General features: G+C 65.7%; 13 protein-coding genes and 1 pseudogene. 8 read left to right on the forward strand and 6 right to left on the reverse strand.

All coding sequences use genetic code 11. From position 1 onward, the window contains the following. The first annotated feature begins 80 nt into the window (after window positions 1–80). Window positions 81–2,336 (forward strand): SpoIIE family protein phosphatase, encoded by a 2,256-nt coding sequence (locus AWC12_RS00255; RefSeq protein ID WP_085171567.1) that lies wholly within the window; start codon window positions 81–83, stop codon window positions 2,334–2,336. Window positions 2,337–2,963: 627 nt separating this feature from the next. Continuing rightward, a complete protein-coding gene (locus AWC12_RS00260; RefSeq protein WP_207576351.1) occupies window positions 2,964–4,265 on the forward strand; it encodes a PE-PPE domain-containing protein in 1,302 nt (433 codons plus the stop codon). 75 nt (window positions 4,266–4,340) lie between these two features. On the opposite strand, the gene AWC12_RS00265 is transcribed toward AWC12_RS00260, so the two are convergent. Continuing rightward, window positions 4,341–5,102 (reverse strand): helix-turn-helix domain-containing protein, encoded by a 762-nt coding sequence (locus AWC12_RS00265; RefSeq protein WP_085171731.1) that lies wholly within the window; start codon window positions 5,100–5,102, stop codon window positions 4,341–4,343. A gap of 43 nt (window positions 5,103–5,145) precedes the next feature. Between AWC12_RS00265 and AWC12_RS00270 the strand changes: the two genes are divergently transcribed. Continuing rightward, window positions 5,146–5,505, forward strand: coding sequence for a DUF4345 domain-containing protein (locus AWC12_RS00270; protein WP_024444753.1), 360 nt, complete (start codon window positions 5,146–5,148; stop codon window positions 5,503–5,505). Window positions 5,506–5,598: 93 nt separating this feature from the next. Here the strand turns inward: AWC12_RS00270 and AWC12_RS00275 are convergent, their stop codons facing one another. From AWC12_RS00275 to AWC12_RS00285, 3 genes are all read right to left on the reverse strand, one after another. Continuing rightward, window positions 5,599–6,624 (reverse strand): alcohol dehydrogenase catalytic domain-containing protein, encoded by a 1,026-nt coding sequence (locus AWC12_RS00275; RefSeq protein ID WP_085171569.1) that lies wholly within the window; start codon window positions 6,622–6,624, stop codon window positions 5,599–5,601. 1 nt (window position 6,625) lies between these two features. Further along, window positions 6,626–8,569, reverse strand: a complete 1,944-nt coding sequence (locus AWC12_RS00280; protein WP_085171571.1) for a flavin-containing monooxygenase — start codon at window positions 8,567–8,569, stop codon at window positions 6,626–6,628. Window positions 8,570–8,723: 154 nt separating this feature from the next. Beyond that, window positions 8,724–9,824, reverse strand: a complete 1,101-nt coding sequence (locus tag AWC12_RS00285) for a sensor domain-containing diguanylate cyclase (protein ID WP_085171733.1) — start codon at window positions 9,822–9,824, stop codon at window positions 8,724–8,726. A 378-nt stretch (window positions 9,825–10,202) separates the two neighbouring features. On the opposite strand from AWC12_RS00285, the pseudogene AWC12_RS00290 reads away from it, so the two are divergent. Beyond that, window positions 10,203–10,776 (forward strand): annotated as a pseudogene (locus tag AWC12_RS00290) (cysteine hydrolase family protein). A gap of 75 nt (window positions 10,777–10,851) precedes the next feature. Continuing rightward, a complete protein-coding gene (locus AWC12_RS00295) occupies window positions 10,852–11,205 on the forward strand; it encodes a Fe-S protein (protein WP_085171573.1) in 354 nt (117 codons plus the stop codon). Here the strand turns inward: AWC12_RS00295 and AWC12_RS00300 are convergent, their stop codons facing one another. Next, complete coding sequence (locus AWC12_RS00300) at window positions 11,206–12,006, reverse strand: SDR family NAD(P)-dependent oxidoreductase (RefSeq protein ID WP_085171575.1); 801 nt, start codon at window positions 12,004–12,006, stop codon at window positions 11,206–11,208. It abuts the gene before it with no gap. 53 nt (window positions 12,007–12,059) lie between these two features. Here AWC12_RS00300 and AWC12_RS00305 point away from each other — a divergent pair, with 53 nt between their 5' ends. Genes AWC12_RS00305 through AWC12_RS00315 form a run of 3 tightly spaced genes read left to right on the forward strand, consistent with a single transcriptional unit; the run spans window position 12,060 to window position 14,084 of the window. Then, window positions 12,060–12,938, forward strand: a complete 879-nt coding sequence (locus tag AWC12_RS00305) for an alpha/beta fold hydrolase (RefSeq protein WP_085171577.1) — start codon at window positions 12,060–12,062, stop codon at window positions 12,936–12,938. Between the two features lie 34 nt (window positions 12,939–12,972). After that, entirely contained in the window at window positions 12,973–13,305 is a 333-nt protein-coding gene (locus AWC12_RS00310) for a hypothetical protein (protein WP_412098639.1), read from the forward strand. Beyond that, the gene (locus tag AWC12_RS00315) at window positions 13,302–14,084 is read left to right on the forward strand and encodes a glucose 1-dehydrogenase (protein WP_024444745.1); all 783 of its coding nucleotides are present in this window, start codon (window positions 13,302–13,304) and stop codon (window positions 14,082–14,084) included. The genes AWC12_RS00310 and AWC12_RS00315 overlap by 4 nt, the downstream gene beginning before the upstream one ends. Here AWC12_RS00315 and AWC12_RS00320 read toward each other — a convergent pair. Beyond that, on the reverse strand, window positions 14,081–16,855 hold the full coding sequence (locus AWC12_RS00320; RefSeq protein WP_234813785.1) for a helix-turn-helix transcriptional regulator: 2,775 nt from the start codon (window positions 16,853–16,855) through the stop codon (window positions 14,081–14,083). The two genes, AWC12_RS00315 and AWC12_RS00320, sit on opposite strands and share 4 nt — an antisense overlap. Window positions 16,856–16,887: the final 32 nt, after the last annotated feature.

Consider the following 16,887-nt stretch of genomic DNA (forward strand, 5'->3'; position numbering starts at 1 on the left):
TGATCGGCTGTTGAGCGAGAACGCACCTGCAAGTTGGAGGCCGCTCTATTGCCCACCACCCAGACGGCGCAGCCGGCCGCGTGACCGACGGCGACATTCCGGTCGACGATCTGGTTCCCGTCGGTACGCCCATCGATCTCGACAACTGTGCGCGCGAGCCGATCCACATTCCTGGCAGCATCCAGCCGCGCGGCGTGCTCGCCGTGGTTCGCGAGCCCCAGTTCGAGGTCCGGCAGGTCAGCGCCAACGTCGCCGACCTTCTCGGCCGTCCCCTCGACTCCGTCCTGGGGCACCACCTGTCCGCGCTGATGGGCGCGGACCAGGCCGCCCGCGTCCAGACCGCGGCGTCCATGATGGGCGATCTCCACCGGCGCAACCCCGTCGAGTGCTCCATCGAGGTGCACGGCGAACGCCGCGAGTTCGACGCCATCCTGCACCGCGAACCCGGTGGCATACTCCTCGTCGAGCTGGAGGTCGCCTTCGGCGAGCGGCCCTACTCGTTCCCGAACACCTATCAAGCGGTGCGCAGCTCCGTGGCAGAACTGAACCAGGCCGCCACGCTCAGCGAGCTCTATGACACCACCGCCAGGGCGGTCCGTGAACTCACCGGTTTCGACCGCGTGATGGTTTACCGCTACGACGAGGAATACAACGGCGAGGTGGTTGCCGAGTCAAAGCGAGACGACCTCAACTCGTTCCTCGGCCTGCACTACCCGTCGACCGACATCCCTGCGCAAGCGCGGGCGCTATACGAGAAGAGCTGGCTGCGCCTCATTTCCGATGTCGACTACAAGCCCGCACCCCTGGTCCCGGCTGTCGATCCCGCCGTCGGCGCGCCCCAGGACCTGACGCACGCCACTCTGCGCAGCGTCTCACCGATTCATATCGAATACCTGCAGAACATGGGTGTGCACGCGTCGATGTCGATCTCGCTGCTGCGGCACGGACGACTCTGGGGATTGATCGCGTGCCACCACTACGCCGGCCCGCATCTGCCGCCGTTCGGCACCAGAGTGGCGGCCGAATTCCTTGGCTCGACGCTGTCGTTGCGTCTCGTCGATCAACATGAGGACGACCAGCTTCACAAGCGCCTCGACGCGCAGGCCATGCTGACCAAGCTGACGGCCGCGTTCATCGACCACAGCAAACCGCTGACCTCCGCCCTGCTTGGGGCGCCCGATCTGCTCGACCTTGTTCCCGCCGACGGCGCCGTCGTCGACATCGGCGGCGACCGGCAGGTCCGCGGGACGGTCCCCCAACCCGAGGTGGTCGCCGCGGTCGTCTCGTGGGCCCGCAGCGCAGGCGATGACATTGCTCGCACCGACAGACTGGCACGAACGCTGCCGGACGTAGCCGTCGACGCACAGCTGGCCGCCGGGGCCCTCGTCCTCAATCTTCCAGACGGTCAATATGTCGCCTGGTTCCGGCGTGAGGTTCTGCGATCGGTGGACTGGGGTGGCGATCCGTATAACAAAGCCATCGCCAACAGCGAGGGCGAGGGGGTCCGGCTGAGCCCCCGCAAGTCGTTCGATCGGTGGCAGGAAGTGGTGCGCGAGCGCTGCGAGCCGTGGACGGCCACCGAACTTGAGTCGGCTGACTCGCTGCGACGCCACCTGGTGGAGTCGCTGTATCTCCGTGCGCGCGGCGCGTTGCGCGTCGCGGAGCTGGTGCAGCGCAGCCTCATCCCCAAATCCCTTCCTACGCTCAAGGATTGGCAGCTGACCGCGCACTATGAACCTGCGGCCGGTGGTCGAGTGGGCGGAGATTGGTACGACGCGTTCGAGCTTCCCGACGGCAGATTGATCGTGGTGGTGGGCGATGTCGCCGGACACGGGGTCACCGTCGCGGGCACAATGGCTCAGCTGCGCAACGCCCTTCGTGCCCAGCTGTTCGCCGGAGCCTCACCCGGTGATGCGGTTACGCAGCTGAACGACTTTGCCGTGTTCATGCTGCCCGGCGCGTTCGCTACGGTGCTGGTCGCAAGGGTGGATCTGACCTCTGGAGCGGTGGAGGCTGCATCGGCCGGCCATCTGATGCCTTTCCTGAGCACTTCGGCGCCCACCGCAATTCAGGCACCGATCCGGTTGTCGCCGCCGATCGGAGTCAACCGGGCCAAGCACACACAGAGCACGTTCGTCATCGAGCCGGGGCAGGGGCTCGTGCTGTACTCCGACGGGCTCGTCGAACGGCGCGGCGAGGTCATCGACGACGGGATCGATCGCCTGGCGAACAGTCTGGGCGGCGTCCATGCCATTCCCGCTTCGGCGATTTGGACGGCGATGTCGTCCGGGTATACCGACGACGACGTCACCATTGTCACGCTCCACCGGCTGTAGCGTGTCTAGCCAGCGGGGCCTCGCGTAGGCCAAAATCATTGCGCCGCACAATGTTTGCGTGCTGATCGGATAGCCCGTCGACCGCTGCGACGAATGGTGGTGTCGCGGACCCACGGCCCTCGGACTGTCACTACTTTGCTGTCGACGTCGATATAATCCACGATGCCGTCAATTCCGGGGGCGACGGCTGGCGTCTGCGGGTCGGTGCGCCGGAGAGGTTCGACGTGTTGCTAACTGATCTCTGAAACTCAACATAACACTGTGCTAGATCAAGCCCTTTGCATGGCGAATTTTTATTAGCGTACGGCCCAGCGGCAACGTTTGAGCGGATTTGAATGCATATAGTGCATATGCGCCTTCTGTGACTGTTGTGGCTTATACGTATTTGCTTATTGACTTCGTTGCACTTCAAGGCTCAATAGGTCGGAAGAATATGCCAGCTCCTAGCGAGGCCCGTGGGTTGAAACCTCTCATACAGCGAACACTGGCGAAAGCAAACCCCTTCGCTGAAATCGCGCGTATTAGAATGACAAAAATTTTGCTAGGGGGTTTAGGAATGCCGCCCATATGCTTTCCTGGCGCCGGTGATCCGGCGACTCAAAACATCGCTTTCACCGGGGAGATCTCATGGGAATCAATCTGCGCAAAACGGGTGTCGCCTGTGGCGCCGTCTTTGCCTCAGCCGCTCTGGCGCTGTCCACCGCATCGATAGGTGAGGCCGCGAGCAGGGCTCTCATCATCGGCGGTATCTCGACACCGTCGATGAGCGACACCCTCATGGCGCCGCTGTTGGGCGGCGCATTCAAGAACCAGCAGCGCGTCAGCGTCAACTGGCCGGCCCAGGCCGGCCCGACGACGGGCAAGAACCATCTCACCCTCGGTCAGTCCATCACCGCAGGCAAGACAAACCTCACGACGCAGATCAATTCCGCTCTGGGCCAGCTCGGCGCCGGTGAGAAGGTGACGGTCGTCGGACTCTCGGCAGGATCGCTCGTCGTCAACGAGGTGCTTCGCGATCTCGCCGCCAACACCAATGCGCCCGGCAAGGACAAGATCACGTTCGTCGTGGTCGCGGACTCCAGCCGACAGAACATCATCGACGACAACGCCAAGTACAACAAGAAGTTCGACTACACCTACCGGCCCGCACCCGAGACGAAGTACGACGTCATCGTGATCACCGGTGAGTACGACGGCATGGCCGACTTCCCGGACCGCTGGTGGAACGCGCTCGCCGTGACCAACGCCATCGCCGGTGCCCTTTACCAGCACGTGCCGGTGATGTACGCCGACCTGTCAAAGGTTCCCGCCAAGAACGTCGACGTCGACGTGAACTCGTTGGGCGGCAAGACAACTCACTACCTGGTGCCGGCCGAGAAGCTGCCGCTGGTGCGGATGTTCCCGTCACTGGCCTCCCGGGAAGCCGAACTCAAGGCGAAGATCGATGCGGCCTACACCCGCAACGACGTGGTCGTTGCCAAGACCGCGCCCAAGTCGCTCGTCTCCGCGATTCCCGTCGCCCTCACGGCACCGACCGGCGCTCCGGTCGCGACGACTGCGCGTGTCGTCGCCGCGGCGCCGGCGGTCGAGGCTGCACCGGCCGTCGAGGCCGCCCCGGTCCGGGTGGCCACCACGAAGGCCAGCCGGGTCGCCGCCAGCAGCGTGGCCGAGGTGCCGGCCACCGCGGCGGCATCCCTGCAGGATGACGAAGCCGACGAAGACGCCAAGGTTGACGAGGACGAGATCGAAACCGTCGCCGACGAGGATGCTGCCGCCGTTGCAGACGACAGCGACGACGACGCCGCCGAGTCCTCCTCGGACACCGAGGATTCCGACGCCAACGCGGAGTCGGGGGACTCCGCTGCTTCGAGCGACTCCGGCTCGTCGGACGACAGCGGATCTGCTGATCCCTCAGGATCTTCGGAGTAACCCTCCCCGGGCTCCGCTGACCCGATGCCCCGGCCTTTCGGCCGGGGCATCGTGGTGACCGCGGCGATTCAGCGGTCAGGCCGGGAGGTGCAGGAGCGTGCCGCGGCTGAGTAGCTGCGTCGCGGTGAGTCCGAAGGTAGATTTGAACCGGTCCGACAAGTGAGACGGGCTGGCGAACCCGGCATCAGCTGCCGCGTCTGTTAGGTTCTTGCCGTCGCGGACCGCGGCCCCCGCGGCGATGAGCCGCATCCACAATCGATACCGGCGCAGCGTGGTGCCGACCTGATCGTGAAACAGGTGGAGGAACCGCGATTCCGAGAGGCCGACGTCGGCGGCGAGCTCCCGCGCCGACGGGGCGTCTGCAGGATCGGCCACAATCAGTGCTACCGCGTTCGCGACTCGCGGATCAAGCCACGACGGTGATGCCGGTGCCGCCAGGTCCAGCCAGCGTTGGGCAGCGGCATTGTCAGTCGGAAGTTCCTCCAATGCTGAGGAATTGACATGGTCCAGGGCGAATGGTCCTGCGACGCCTCGACACTTGGCGCGACAGGCTGTCACGCGGTTGGAGGATGCGTCGACATAGCACGACACCAGACGGCCGCCGTGGGTGTCCAGACGGTGGGTCAACCGGGGCGGCACGAGAACGCTGCGCGCGACGACCTCGATGTCGCCGGCAGTCACCGTCACGTCCTCGTCGGCGCCGACGACAAGGCACCATACCGATCCGGAATGCGGCTCCAGGTTCAAACTCGGTCCGGCATACAGCGCTTGACCGGGCCACATCCACACTGCCGGGTAGCAGGATTGTGGAAGCGCAGGGATCTCCGCGGCTGTCATCGTGAACTCCTCGGACGCCAAAGGCCGTCGAAGGGAGATTAGCGTGGTCACAGCCGTCATCGTCATCGCAGCGGTGTTCTTCGCGGGCATGGGTCTCTATGCCCTGGTCGCGCCCGGCCGGTTGGTGGGCCCGTTCGACGTGACACTGGGCTCGGCGACGGCACGTTCCGAGGTGCGGGCCGTCTATGGTGGTTTCGGCATCGCCATCGCAGCAGTGCTCACACTCGCCCTCGCCGAACCCGGCCTCAGAGCCGGGATCGTGGCAACGGTGGCCGCCGCTCTGGCCGGAATGGCGTTCGGTCGTCTGGTCTCCGCGGCGGACGGTCGAACCCGCTTCTATCCCAACTGGTTCTACTTCGTGGTCGAAACCGTGGCCGCCGGCGCATTGTTCGCGGTGGCCTGATGAGCACTCTCGATGCGAGCGAACGTGCGGTGAAAGCCACGAATTGCGTTGTGTCGCTGGGCAGACACGCGCGCTCGCGGTGCAGGGCGCGGCTCAGGGGATCAGCTGCACCTTGAGATGCTCCGCCGACCGCGAGACGGCGGCGTCGTAAGCCCGCGGCGCATCCGCCAGCGGAAGCGTACCGGTGAAGATGCCCTCCACGCTGAGCCGGCCGGCCTGCAGCAGCGGGATGAGCTCGGGCCAGGTCTGCTGCACGGGTGCCGTCGTCATCCGGATGGTCAGGCTGCGCAGCAGGCAGACAAGTGCGGGCAGGGGATAGGGCTGTAGGTCGTGCACACCCACGACGGACAGCGTCCCGCCGGTGCGTATCGAGGCCAGGGCATCGTCGAGGGAGGCATCCGTTCCGACGGCGTCGATGACGCAGTCAGCGCCCAACCCGTCGGTGGCGTCCAGAATCGTCTGGGCGCCGGGGGCCGGCACGGCGTGCGCACCGACGGCCGTCGCCCGGACGCGTCGCGCCTCGACGGGGTCGACGGCGAAAACCGTCGCCGCACCGAGAAGAAAAGCGCTCCGGATGGCACATTGGCCGACCGCGCCCGCACCGATCACCGCGACGGTGCCGCCGATCGGGATGTCGGCGCGCTTGGCGGCCGCCCATCCCGTGGCCAGATTGTCGGTCAGCAGCAATGCCTGTTCGGTGTCGATGCCGTCCGGCACGGCGAGCAGCTGAAAGTTCGCGGCCGGAACTGCGAGCAGGTCGGCTTGTGCTCCGCCGAGCAGACCGGAGCCGAAGATCTGCGGACCGCGGACACATTTCACCGGATCCTGCGTGTGACAGCCCGCGCACCGGCCGCAGCCGGATACCGACGAGACCAGAACTCGGTCGCCTACCCGGAAGTCCGTTATCTCAGAACCGGTTTCGACGACCACGCCGACGGCTTCGTGTCCGATCGACACCGGCTGGTCGATCGGATAGTGGCCCTCCAGGAAGTGCAGGTCCGATCCGCAGATGGCGGTGGCTGTCACTTCCACGATGGCGCCGTCAGCTCCGGGCAGCTCAGGGTCGGGCAGGGTTTCCACCCGGATGTGGCGCTCACTGTCGATGACGACGGCCCGCATGTCAGCGCTCCTCGACGATGCGGAAGTGCGACCAGTCGGGATCCTGCAGTGCGGCGCGGTATTCGCACAGCCGCCACGGGCTCACCGTATGGATCTCCCCGTCGGGATTCTTGAAGTAGGAATGCTTCACCGCGGGGTGCGCCCACACTGTCTGCTTGATCTTTTCCTGCGTGCGCTGATGCCAGTCCGCCGTGGGTCGGGCGTGTGGCTCCATCGAACGCGCTCCGGTGGATACAAGGCGTTCGATGCACGCGTTGATGTACTGCATCTCGAGCTCGGAGTTCATGATCAGGCTGCCGCCGTGCGCCAGATGCGTGCCAGGCCCGTAGATCATGAAAAAGTTCGGGAACTTGGGCACCGTGATGCCGAGGTAGGCGAACGGCCTGTTGCCCCACTCGGTGTGCAGATCGGCGCCGTCGCGGCCGGTGACCGTCATCGGCGCGAGAACCTCGGTGGCGCGGAAGCCGGTGGCGTAGACGATCACGTCGGTGTCGTAGGCGAGACCGTCCTCGGTGACGACGCCGCGCGGGGTCACCTCCCTCACCGGCGTGCGAATGAGGTTGACGTTCGGACGCTTCAGTGTCGACAGCCAGCTTCCATTGTCCTGCAGAGTCCGTTTGCCCGTCGCCGGATAGTCGGGCAGCACGTTGGCCAGCAATGCCGGATCGTCGCCCACCTGGGTCGTGATCCAGTCGGTGAACATCATCCGGGCGAGGGCATTGACCTCGCTGACGGCGTAGCTCGTTCCGCCGTCCTGATCGACGTAGCCCGGATCGACTCGGGCGGCATCGAGACCCTTGTCGGCGCCCGGCCACATCAGTAGGAAGCGGTACCACCGCGCGTAATACGGCAGATGCTCCATCGCCCAGCGAACGCCGTCGGGCACCGGGTCGTGATACGCGGGGTTCGGGAACATCCACTGCGCAGTGCGCTGGAAGATGTCCAGACAGTCGACCCTCTCCGCGATCGCCGGTGCGATCTGAAACCCGCTGGCACCGGCCCCGATCAGCGCGACTCGCTTGCCGTCGATGTCCACCGAGTGGTCCCACGCCGCGGAGTGGAACGACGGGCCGGAGAACGTCTCTTGCCCCGGGAAGTCGGGCATGTTTGGACGGTTGAGTTGACCGACGGCGCTGATGATGGCGTTGGCGTTCAGCGTCTCGGTTCCTCGGGCCGATCGCACGGTGACGGCCCACATCGCCGTCGAGTCGTCCCACGTCGCCGACACCACCTCGGTGTTCCAGCGCGTTCGGCCGTGCAACTCATGGCGCGTCATGACGTCGTCGAAGTAGGCCGCGAGTTCGGGTTGCTCGGCGAAGAAGTGCTGCCAGTGGTTGCTCGGTTCGAAGCTGTAGCAGTACAGGTGGTTGGCGACGTCCACTCGGGCGCCGGGATAGGTGTTCTCCCACCATGTTCCACCCGGGCCGCCGTTCTTCTCGATGATGTCGAACGCGACACCGGCTTGCTGAAGACGAAGTCCGGCGAGAATTCCCGACTCCCCGCACCCGATGACGATCACCCGGAAATTTCTGGCGCGAGCCGAATCCAGCACTGCTGGGCGGCGCGGGTCGGCACCGTCGAGGTCGAGCTCCTCCAACACCAGCGCCAGGTTGTCGTCGTCCACCGGCTCGGCGGCCGCCCAGTCGAGCATCTCCTTGATCAGATCGGGGGCCAGCGGGGCAGGCTGCGGGCAGCCCCGGTCCCGGTATTCCTCGATGGCGGGCAGTGCGGCCGCGCGGGCGCGGGCTTTGTCCTCCTCGCTCATGAATCCCTGCACTTCGTTGAGGAACAGGCCGGCCTGAGAGAAGTCGCGGATGAACGTCGGATCGCCGGTGATGTGCACCAACGACAGCAGCAGTGTCGGGACGCTCACCTGTTGCAGGGCGTCGGCGATTTCAGACGTCGGGGTGGAGAAGCGCGCCCCGGAATGAAAAGTGCGCGTCATCGTGTCCTCTCATCGAATACGCTACCAGCCGTAACGTATATCTGTGGGTGACGGTACCGCAATGCCCTCGACAAATCCCTGGCGATCAGCACCGGGGGCGAAGCGCGGTCGTGCGGGCACCCAACCGGGTTCACGAGGAGCGCAGCCGCAACGGCTAGCCCGCGATGCCCGCGATCCCCGCAGATCTGGCCTTCTTGTCGGCATACATGAGTTCGTCAGCCCGTGCCAGCAACTCGTCGAGCGTGCTGATGTCGGTGTGCGGAACCTCGGTGACCCCCATGGAGGCGGCCAGTTGGTAGCGGCGGGACGCCGTCTCGTTGAACCGACGAAACGCGTCCATCAGCCGAGCTTTGAGCACGGCCGCATCGTCATTGAATTCCGGTATCAGCACGGAGAACTCGTCGCCGCCCAAGCGGGCCACGATGTCGGACCGACCCATCGTGTCGCGCAGCACTCCGGCAACGTCGGTGATGAGCTTGTCGCCGACGTCGTGGCCGTCCGCATCGTTGACCTGCTTGAGGCCATCAATATCGAGAAACGCCAGCGCGCTGTCATGGCCGTGGGTCCGCGCGGCGAGCAGCGCGGCGTTCGCCAGCAGGTGGAATCCGCGGCGATTGTTGAGTCCGGTCAGATCATCGGTGAGTGAGAGCTGCCTGATCTCCTCGTTGGCCTGCTCGAGCTCGGCGGTGCGGTCTCTGACCCGTTGCTCCAGCTCGGCGTAGATCTGGACGTGCTCCATCGCGATCGACGTCGAATCGGCCAATGCCTGCAGCAGCGACACCTCGCGCGGGGTGGGTTGGCGTTCGCGTGCCCAGTAGTTGCCGATGGCGCCGACCGGGTCGAGCTTGCGGATCGGGACCATCACCAGGCTCTTGACGAACGTCGGTCGGTAGGCCTCGTGCGGAATGCGGTTGTCGACGTAGATGTCCGGGATGATCGCGGCCTCGCGATTGAGCATCGCCCACCCGCTGATGCAGATCTCCATCGGGAAGCGGCTGCCCTTCCACAGGGGAGCGATCGCGTACTCGTCGGCGTAGTAGCACTTGCCGTTGTCGCGAAGGACGAATGTCGCACCGTCGCAGCCGGTGAGTTCTCGCGCCGCGGTCCGCACGACTTTCTGGATCTCGGGCAGGCTGCGGGCCAACGACAGCTCCTGGACGCCCTGGAGCAGGCGGGCCATGCCGCGGACATAGTCGGCATCGGAGGTGTCCGCATCGGCATCAACCGGCAACGGGGACACGCGCATCGCGCTCATGCGAACCTCCACATGGACACCTGACCGCCGCGTCTCGACGGGCACCTAGCAAAGGCTACACCGCCGTCAGTCGCCGAACCGTGAACACCGGCATTTCTGATCCGCGTCTCTCTTCCTGTTGAGATCGTGCCGGTGCCGGGCTCTGACGTCGTCCGATGCGGCATCGCCCAGTTCGCGGAGCATCTTTGGCGCTTCGGCTGCTCGCGCCCCGCGCGGGTTCCGGTTAGCCAAGGCTCGCCTAGTCCGCGGGCACATCGGTGCGGGATGGGTGGCGAGTCTCGGATACGCACCGTGTCGATCGCGGAACCGAGCAAATTCAGGCTCCGCCGCATGGACGTCGCCGTGACTAGGTCGCACGGCAGCGGGTACGTCCTCGACATGAGTGAGACCGCGCTGCTCGTGATCGACATGTTCAACACCTACTCCCACCCCGACGCCGAAGAACTGGCCGAGAACGTCGGCGAAATTGTGGGTCCGCTCGCAGATCTCGTGACGAGATCGCGAGACCGCGAGGACGTCGACGTCATCTATGTCAACGACAACTACGGGGACTTCACGGCGGACAAAGACGGCATCGTCGAATCCGCCCTCAGCGGCGCACGCCCCGATCTGGTAGAACCGCTGAGCCCCCGTACTGACAGCCAGTTCCTCTTGAAGGTGCGCCACAGCGCGTTCTATGCGACCCTTGAAGGTGCGCCACAGCGCGTTCTATGCGACCCCGCTGGACTACCTGCTGACGCGTCTCGGGGTGAGTCGCATCGTCCTGACCGGGCAGGTCACGGAGCAATGCATCCTCTACACCGCGCTGGACGGCTATGTCCGCCACTACGAGGTGGTGGTTCCGCCGGATGCCGTGGCGCACATCGACTCAGAATTGGGGGAGGCCGCGCTAACGATGATGCAGCGCAATATGAAGGCCGAACTCTCGGAGTCGACGAACTGCCTGCCGTGACGGATGTCCTGATCTGAGCGGTTCGGGGCGCTTTCTGAGGGTCCGCAGCGTCGGTGTTGTTGTACCCTCACGCCCATGGAAGTACTACGGTCTGTAGTTGTCTTGCTGCATATCGTCGGCTTTGCCCTTACCTTCGGGGCGTGGGCGGCAGAGGCTGCGGCGAGGCGCTTCCGCACCACGCGCCTCATGGACTACGGATTACTGGTCTCGTTACTGACCGGATTGGCGCTCTCGGCTCCTTGGCCCGCCGGAATCGAACTGAATTACCCGAAGATCGGGATCAAGCTGGCCATCTTGGTGGTCCTCGGCGGTCTGCTCGGGATGGGGAACGCGCGCCAACGTCGTACCGGCAATGCGGTGCCGCGCCCGGTGTTTTACGCCGTCGGCGCGCTCGCCTTCACCGCGGCTGCCGTCGCGGTCCTCTGGTGACTACTGCTCGCCCAGGCCCAGCAGGTCTGTGACGTGATGGTCGCGGCCGGCGGTGTAGCCCCCGTCCACCGCGATCGCTTGGCCGCTGACAAAGCTGGCCTCCGTGGACACGAGAAAAGCTGCGACAGAAGCAACTTCGGCGGGCCTGCCGAAGCGACGAAGTTTGTGTTCATGGCGTAGTCCTTCCCGCGGCCCCTCCATCCCCGGAATGCCCATGATCGATTCGAACAACGGCGTCTGGATGAACCCGGGGCAGATCGCATTGACCCGAATTCCGCTGGGGCCGTAGTCAATTGCGGCGTTCTTCGTGAGCAGGACGACGCCGCCCTTGGAGGCGTTGTAGGCACTGCCTCCAGCGGTACCTTCGAGGCCCTCGACGCTCGAGAGCGTGACGATCGAGCCGCGTTCACCGTCGACACGCTCCTGGGTGATCATCGCCGCGAGCGCGGCGCGCATCACCACGAAGGTGCCTTTGAGATTGATGTCGACGACGCGGTCCCACTCGTCGTCGGGCACAAGGTGGATCGGGCCACCGCCGCCGACCCCTGCCGAGTGGACGACGCCGTCGAGGCGTCCGGTTCTGTCGATCACCGTCGCGACCGCGCGCTCGACCATCGCAGAATCGAGCACGTCGCCGCTGAGATAGTGGAAGGCGCCCTGCAGATCCTGGGGTCCGTCGGGTGCGACGTCTATCCCGACGACGGTTGCGCCTTCGTCGAGCAGTCGTCGTGCGGTCGCCTCGCCGATGCCCGACCCAGCACCCGTCACCAGAACACCCTTGCCGGCCAGACCCTTGAGCATCGGCACAGTATGGCCTACGGGAATGGCGACGGGGCCGCCGTTAACATCCGAAGATGATGTCTGCCCCCGAGCACTTCCTCACCGACGGGCACGGCGGGGTACGGATCGCCGCCGACCGTCAGGGTGATCCCGCGGCGCGTGCCGTGGTTTTTCTGCACGGCGGCGGCCAGACGCGCCGTTCGTGGGGCCGGGCGGCCACCGCTGTCGCGCGGCGAGGGTGGCAGTCCGTCACCGTGGACATGCGCGGCCACGGTGAGTCCGACTGGTCGACTGACGGGGACTACCGAGTCGCCACGTTCGCCGCCGACGTGCGGGAGATCCTTCTCCGGTTGCCGCCCCGCCCCGTACTGGTCGGGGCCTCTCTCGGCGGGCTCACCTCGATGCTGCTCGCCGGCGAACTCTCGCCCGGCATCGCGTCGGCGGTCGTGCTCGTCGACATCGTGCCCGACATGGATCCCTCAGGTGCGGAGCGAATTCACGCCTTCATGGCCGACAAGATGGTGGACGGTTTCGGATCGCTCGACGAGGTGGCCGACATGATCGCCGAGTTCAACCCGCACCGGCCGCGGCCGGCCGACCTCGACGGGCTGCGAAACAATCTGCGCCGCAGGGGAGATCGTTGGTACTGGCACTGGGATCCGCAGTTCATCGACGGTTCCGCCGCGCATCCTCCGATGGAGGTCACCGACGTCGAACGCCTGCACGCCGCCGTCGCGAGGATTGTCGCCGACGGCGTTCCGATGTTGCTGGTGCGTGGGCAGGTCAGCGATCTGGTCAGCCATGAGCGCGCATCCGAATTCCTGGCACGTTTCCCGCAGATCGGTTTCGTCGACGTCGAGGGCGCCGGTCACATGGTGGCGGGTGATCGCAACGATCTGTTCGCCGACGCGGTGCTGGAGTTTCTGACCCGCCACGAAGCCTCGCAATCCTGACCATCCATCAGGTCTGATGTGTATGGTGCGGGGCGTGCGACATCTCACCGGCGCGGAGGTGCGCGATCCCGAACTGGCTCGCCTGACAGGCCTTCCGTTCGACGATGATGACATCCTCGGCTGCATCGACATGATCCTCTCCGCCGAGCCCCGCGCCGACGTCTGCACCGATTACGACCGGCGTAGCCCGGCGCGATTGCAAACCATGGTGTACGCGCACCCCGCCGTCAGCAGCTACTACAAGAACAGTGCCGGCGAACTACCCACCTTGTTTGCGTGGCGGATCGCCGAGTACTGGAAATGGACACACCGCCCGACCCTGGGCGACTACACATTCGACACGCCCCGAGCACAGGAGGATTCATGACAGAACGGTTGGCGGGCAAGGTCGCTCTCATCAGTGGCGGCGCCAGAGGCATGGGAGCCTCGCACGCGCGGTTGATGGCCTCGCACGGCGCCAAGGTCGTGTGCGGCGACATCCTCGACGACGACGGCGAACTCGTGGCCAAAGAACTCGGCGACGCCGCGCGTTACGTCCACCTAGACGTCACCCGCAGCGAAGACTGGGAGACCGCGGTCGGCACCGCCGTCGAGGAATTCGGTGGCGTTGACATCCTGGTGAACAATGCGGGCATCCTGAACATCGGCACCGTCGAGGACTACGACCTCGCCGAGTGGCACCGCATCCTCGACATCAACCTGACCGGAGTGTTCCTGGGAATCCGTGCCGTGACACCGACAATGAAGGCTGCCGGCCGCGGCTCGATCATCAACATCTCCTCGATCGAGGGCATGGCAGGCACAGTCGGGTGCCACGGTTACACGGCCACCAAGTTCGCGGTCCGTGGACTCACCAAGTCCACCGCTCTGGAGTTGGGGCCCTTCGGAATTCGCGTCAACTCGGTACACCCCGGACTGGTGAAGACACCGATGGCCGACTGGGTTCCCGAAGACATCTTCCAGTCGGCGCTGGGCCGCATTGCCCAACCCCATGAGGTCAGCAACCTCGTGGTCTACCTGGCCAGCGACGAGTCCAGCTACTCGACGGGCGCCGAGTTCGTCGTCGACGGCGGTACCATCGCAGGCCTTGCGCACAAAGACTTCTCCGCGGTCGATGTCAACCAGCAGCCGGAGTGGATCACCTAGGGGTTGCCCGCGTCGCCTTGATCCATCCGTCTGCCCAGCTCAGCGCGTGAGCTGATACCGAGCTTGCGGTAGATCTTGGTCAAGTTGTGCTCGACGGTCTTGCTGCTGATGAACATCGCTGCCGCGATGTCCTTGTTCGTCGCTCCCGTCGCCGCCATCTCCGCGACCCGCTGTTCGGACGGCGTCAACGGACTGAGCCCATCGGATGGTGCGACGACAGCGCGCGACAGCTCAGCTTTGGCCCGCCGCACCCACAGCGGCGTGCCCAGCCGTTCGAACGTCTGCACCGCCTCGGTCAAGTTCGTTGCCGCCGTATGCTTCTGGCGCAGCCGCCGCTGCAGCTGCCCCAACAACAACTGAGTCCTGGCGCGTTCGAAGGGCATCGGCAGACTGTCGTGGGTTGCCATGGCGCGGTGCGCCTCCAGTTCGGCGGCGCCCACATCGCCTCGGGCTGCCAGCAGCATGGCGCGACAGCGCGACCCCACCGCCCTCGTCCAGCTGCGGTTGTGCATCGCAGCGTTGCGTTCAAGAACTCCGGTCAGGAATTCGGCATCGTCGAGGCGCCCGACGCCGACCATCGCCTCGATCACGTCGGGAAGATGCCACCCGTACATCAGCTCCGTCGAGGGCGTCTGGTTGCGCGCCAGGAACGAGGTGTCCAATGCCTCCAGGGCTTCCCGATGGTTGCCGAGTGACTCCTCCAGGAAGCACAGCGTCATCCCCGGCCAATCCGCGATATGAGACACCCGGCGGTTCTTGACCGCGCCGAGAACCCACTGCGCATCGGCGCGCGCGGCCTCGACCCGGCCCGCGTACGCGGCGATCGCCCCGCGCACCGTCATCGGGATGATGAGCACGTCAGCGCCGCCGAGTTGCTCCGCGCGCTCCACAGCCTCGGCAGCTTCAGCCTCCGCCGCGGAGAGCTGACCCTGCCAGAGGTGATTGATCGCGAGAAAGCCTGCGATCGCCATCATGTCGCTTTCGGCGCCCCGCTCGACACAGACACTGCGCACCTCGGTGAGCTCTCGGTGAGCCTGCTCGAGTCGTCCGGTCCACGACATCATGAGGGCATGGACGAACGGGGCGCGGAAGATGATCGGGACATCGAAAGCACTGTCATAGAGCTTGAGTGCCCGCGTCAGCGATTCCTCGTCGAGACCCCGTCCGCATTGGAAGCCGACGTTTACCGACCAGGCCAGCGCGGCGCTGACAACCCCGGGAACCCCGAGCTCCTCGGCCAGCTTCACTGCGTCGCGGGCATGCCGGCGCGCATCGTCGAGCTCGCCGATGCTGTTCAGCGCGAACGACAGGCGCAACAGCACCTGGACCTGCACCGGAGCGTTGCCCGCCGCGTCGTCCAGTGCGGTCCGCAGCAGCTCGACGGCCTCACGGTGCTCGTTGTCGTACATGCGCACTGTCGCCAGCAGGCTCGTCGCGAGCGCTCGCAACATCGCGGGCTCGATCGACTCGACCCGGCCGAGCGCGGTCGCTGCCTTGGCCGTGTTTCCCGCAAGGAAATGGTTCTCCGCCGCCTTCATACGGCGTATGGGGTTGTCCCCGCCCAGCCCGATCGCGAGGTCGACCAGTTCGGCGGCGGCGGCGGGCGCCCCGCGGGCGCGGGCAGCGTCGGCAGCCTGGTCGAGGGCGGCGAAGATCTCTTCGTCCCCGCTGGCCGAAGCCAGTGCCAGGTGCCGTGCCCGCAGTTCGGGCTGCGTCTCCAGTGAGCCCATCCTGCGATGCATCGCCCGCCGCGCGGTCGGTCCGGCGTCGGTGTAGACACCGCTGGCGAGCAGCGGATGGGCGAACCGCACCCGATTGCCCTCAAGCGCGATGATGCCCGCCGACTCGACCTGCTCCAGCCGGCTGGTGATCTCCTCGACTGTCACGTCGTTGGCGCGAGCCAGAAGGTCGGTGGTCGGGTCGGCGACGCATGCCGCAGCGAGCAGCAGTTCGCGTGTCGGGTCGTCGAGCTGGCCGATGCGGCGCCGCACCAGATCGGCGAGTGTGGCAGGAAGCGGAAGTTCGGGGCCTGCCCGGCTTTCGCCGAGTGCCTGCGCCAGCTCGAGCGCGAAAAAGGGGTTCCCACCAGATATTTCGACGATGCGCAAGAGGGAGGGTCGAGTCAGCTTGCGGCCAAGTCGTTCTGAGATCAGCGTGTGCACCTGCGCCGAATTCATCGGACGCACGGACACCCGGCCTACACCGTCGGGGCGGTCGAGTTTCAGCCAGCCCGCGGCCGTGCTTTCGCCCGGCGCACAGCGCTCGGTCAGCAGGACACCGAACGGGCCCTTGAGGCGTCGCATCGCGAACTCGATCGCGGCGCGGCTGGAGGTGTCCAGCCACTGAACATCGTCGATGGCAATCAGAACCGGTGACGTCTTGACCAGCGCGTGCAGCACCGCCACGAAAGCCGCCGCGACCACCCGCTGGTCGGTCGGTGGCCCGTCGCTGCCCGCACGTAGCAGCAGGCGATCGAGGGCCAGCCGCTGCAGATCGGGCAGCGAGGCGAAGTGCTCGTCTTCGACGTCGTCGAGCAGATCGGCCAGCGCGGCGAACGCCATCACCGACTCGGCCTGCCCGACCCGGGCGGTCAGCACCCGGAAGCCGAGGTCGGTCGCGTGACGTAGCTGAGCCAGCCACAGCGTGGTCTTACCGATCCCGGCTTCGCCCTCGATGATCAGTCCGGTCGGTTTCGTGGTGGCCGCCGCCAAGAACTCAGCAACCAATCGATCGTCGCCTACTGCCTTGTCAGCGCTGGACACGCCGTTCATCATCGCAGCGGGCAAAGCGTCGCGCACCACTT

This window comes from Mycolicibacterium iranicum, from assembly GCF_002101705.1.
GTDB lineage: Bacteria > Actinomycetota > Actinomycetes > Mycobacteriales > Mycobacteriaceae > Mycobacterium > Mycobacterium iranicum.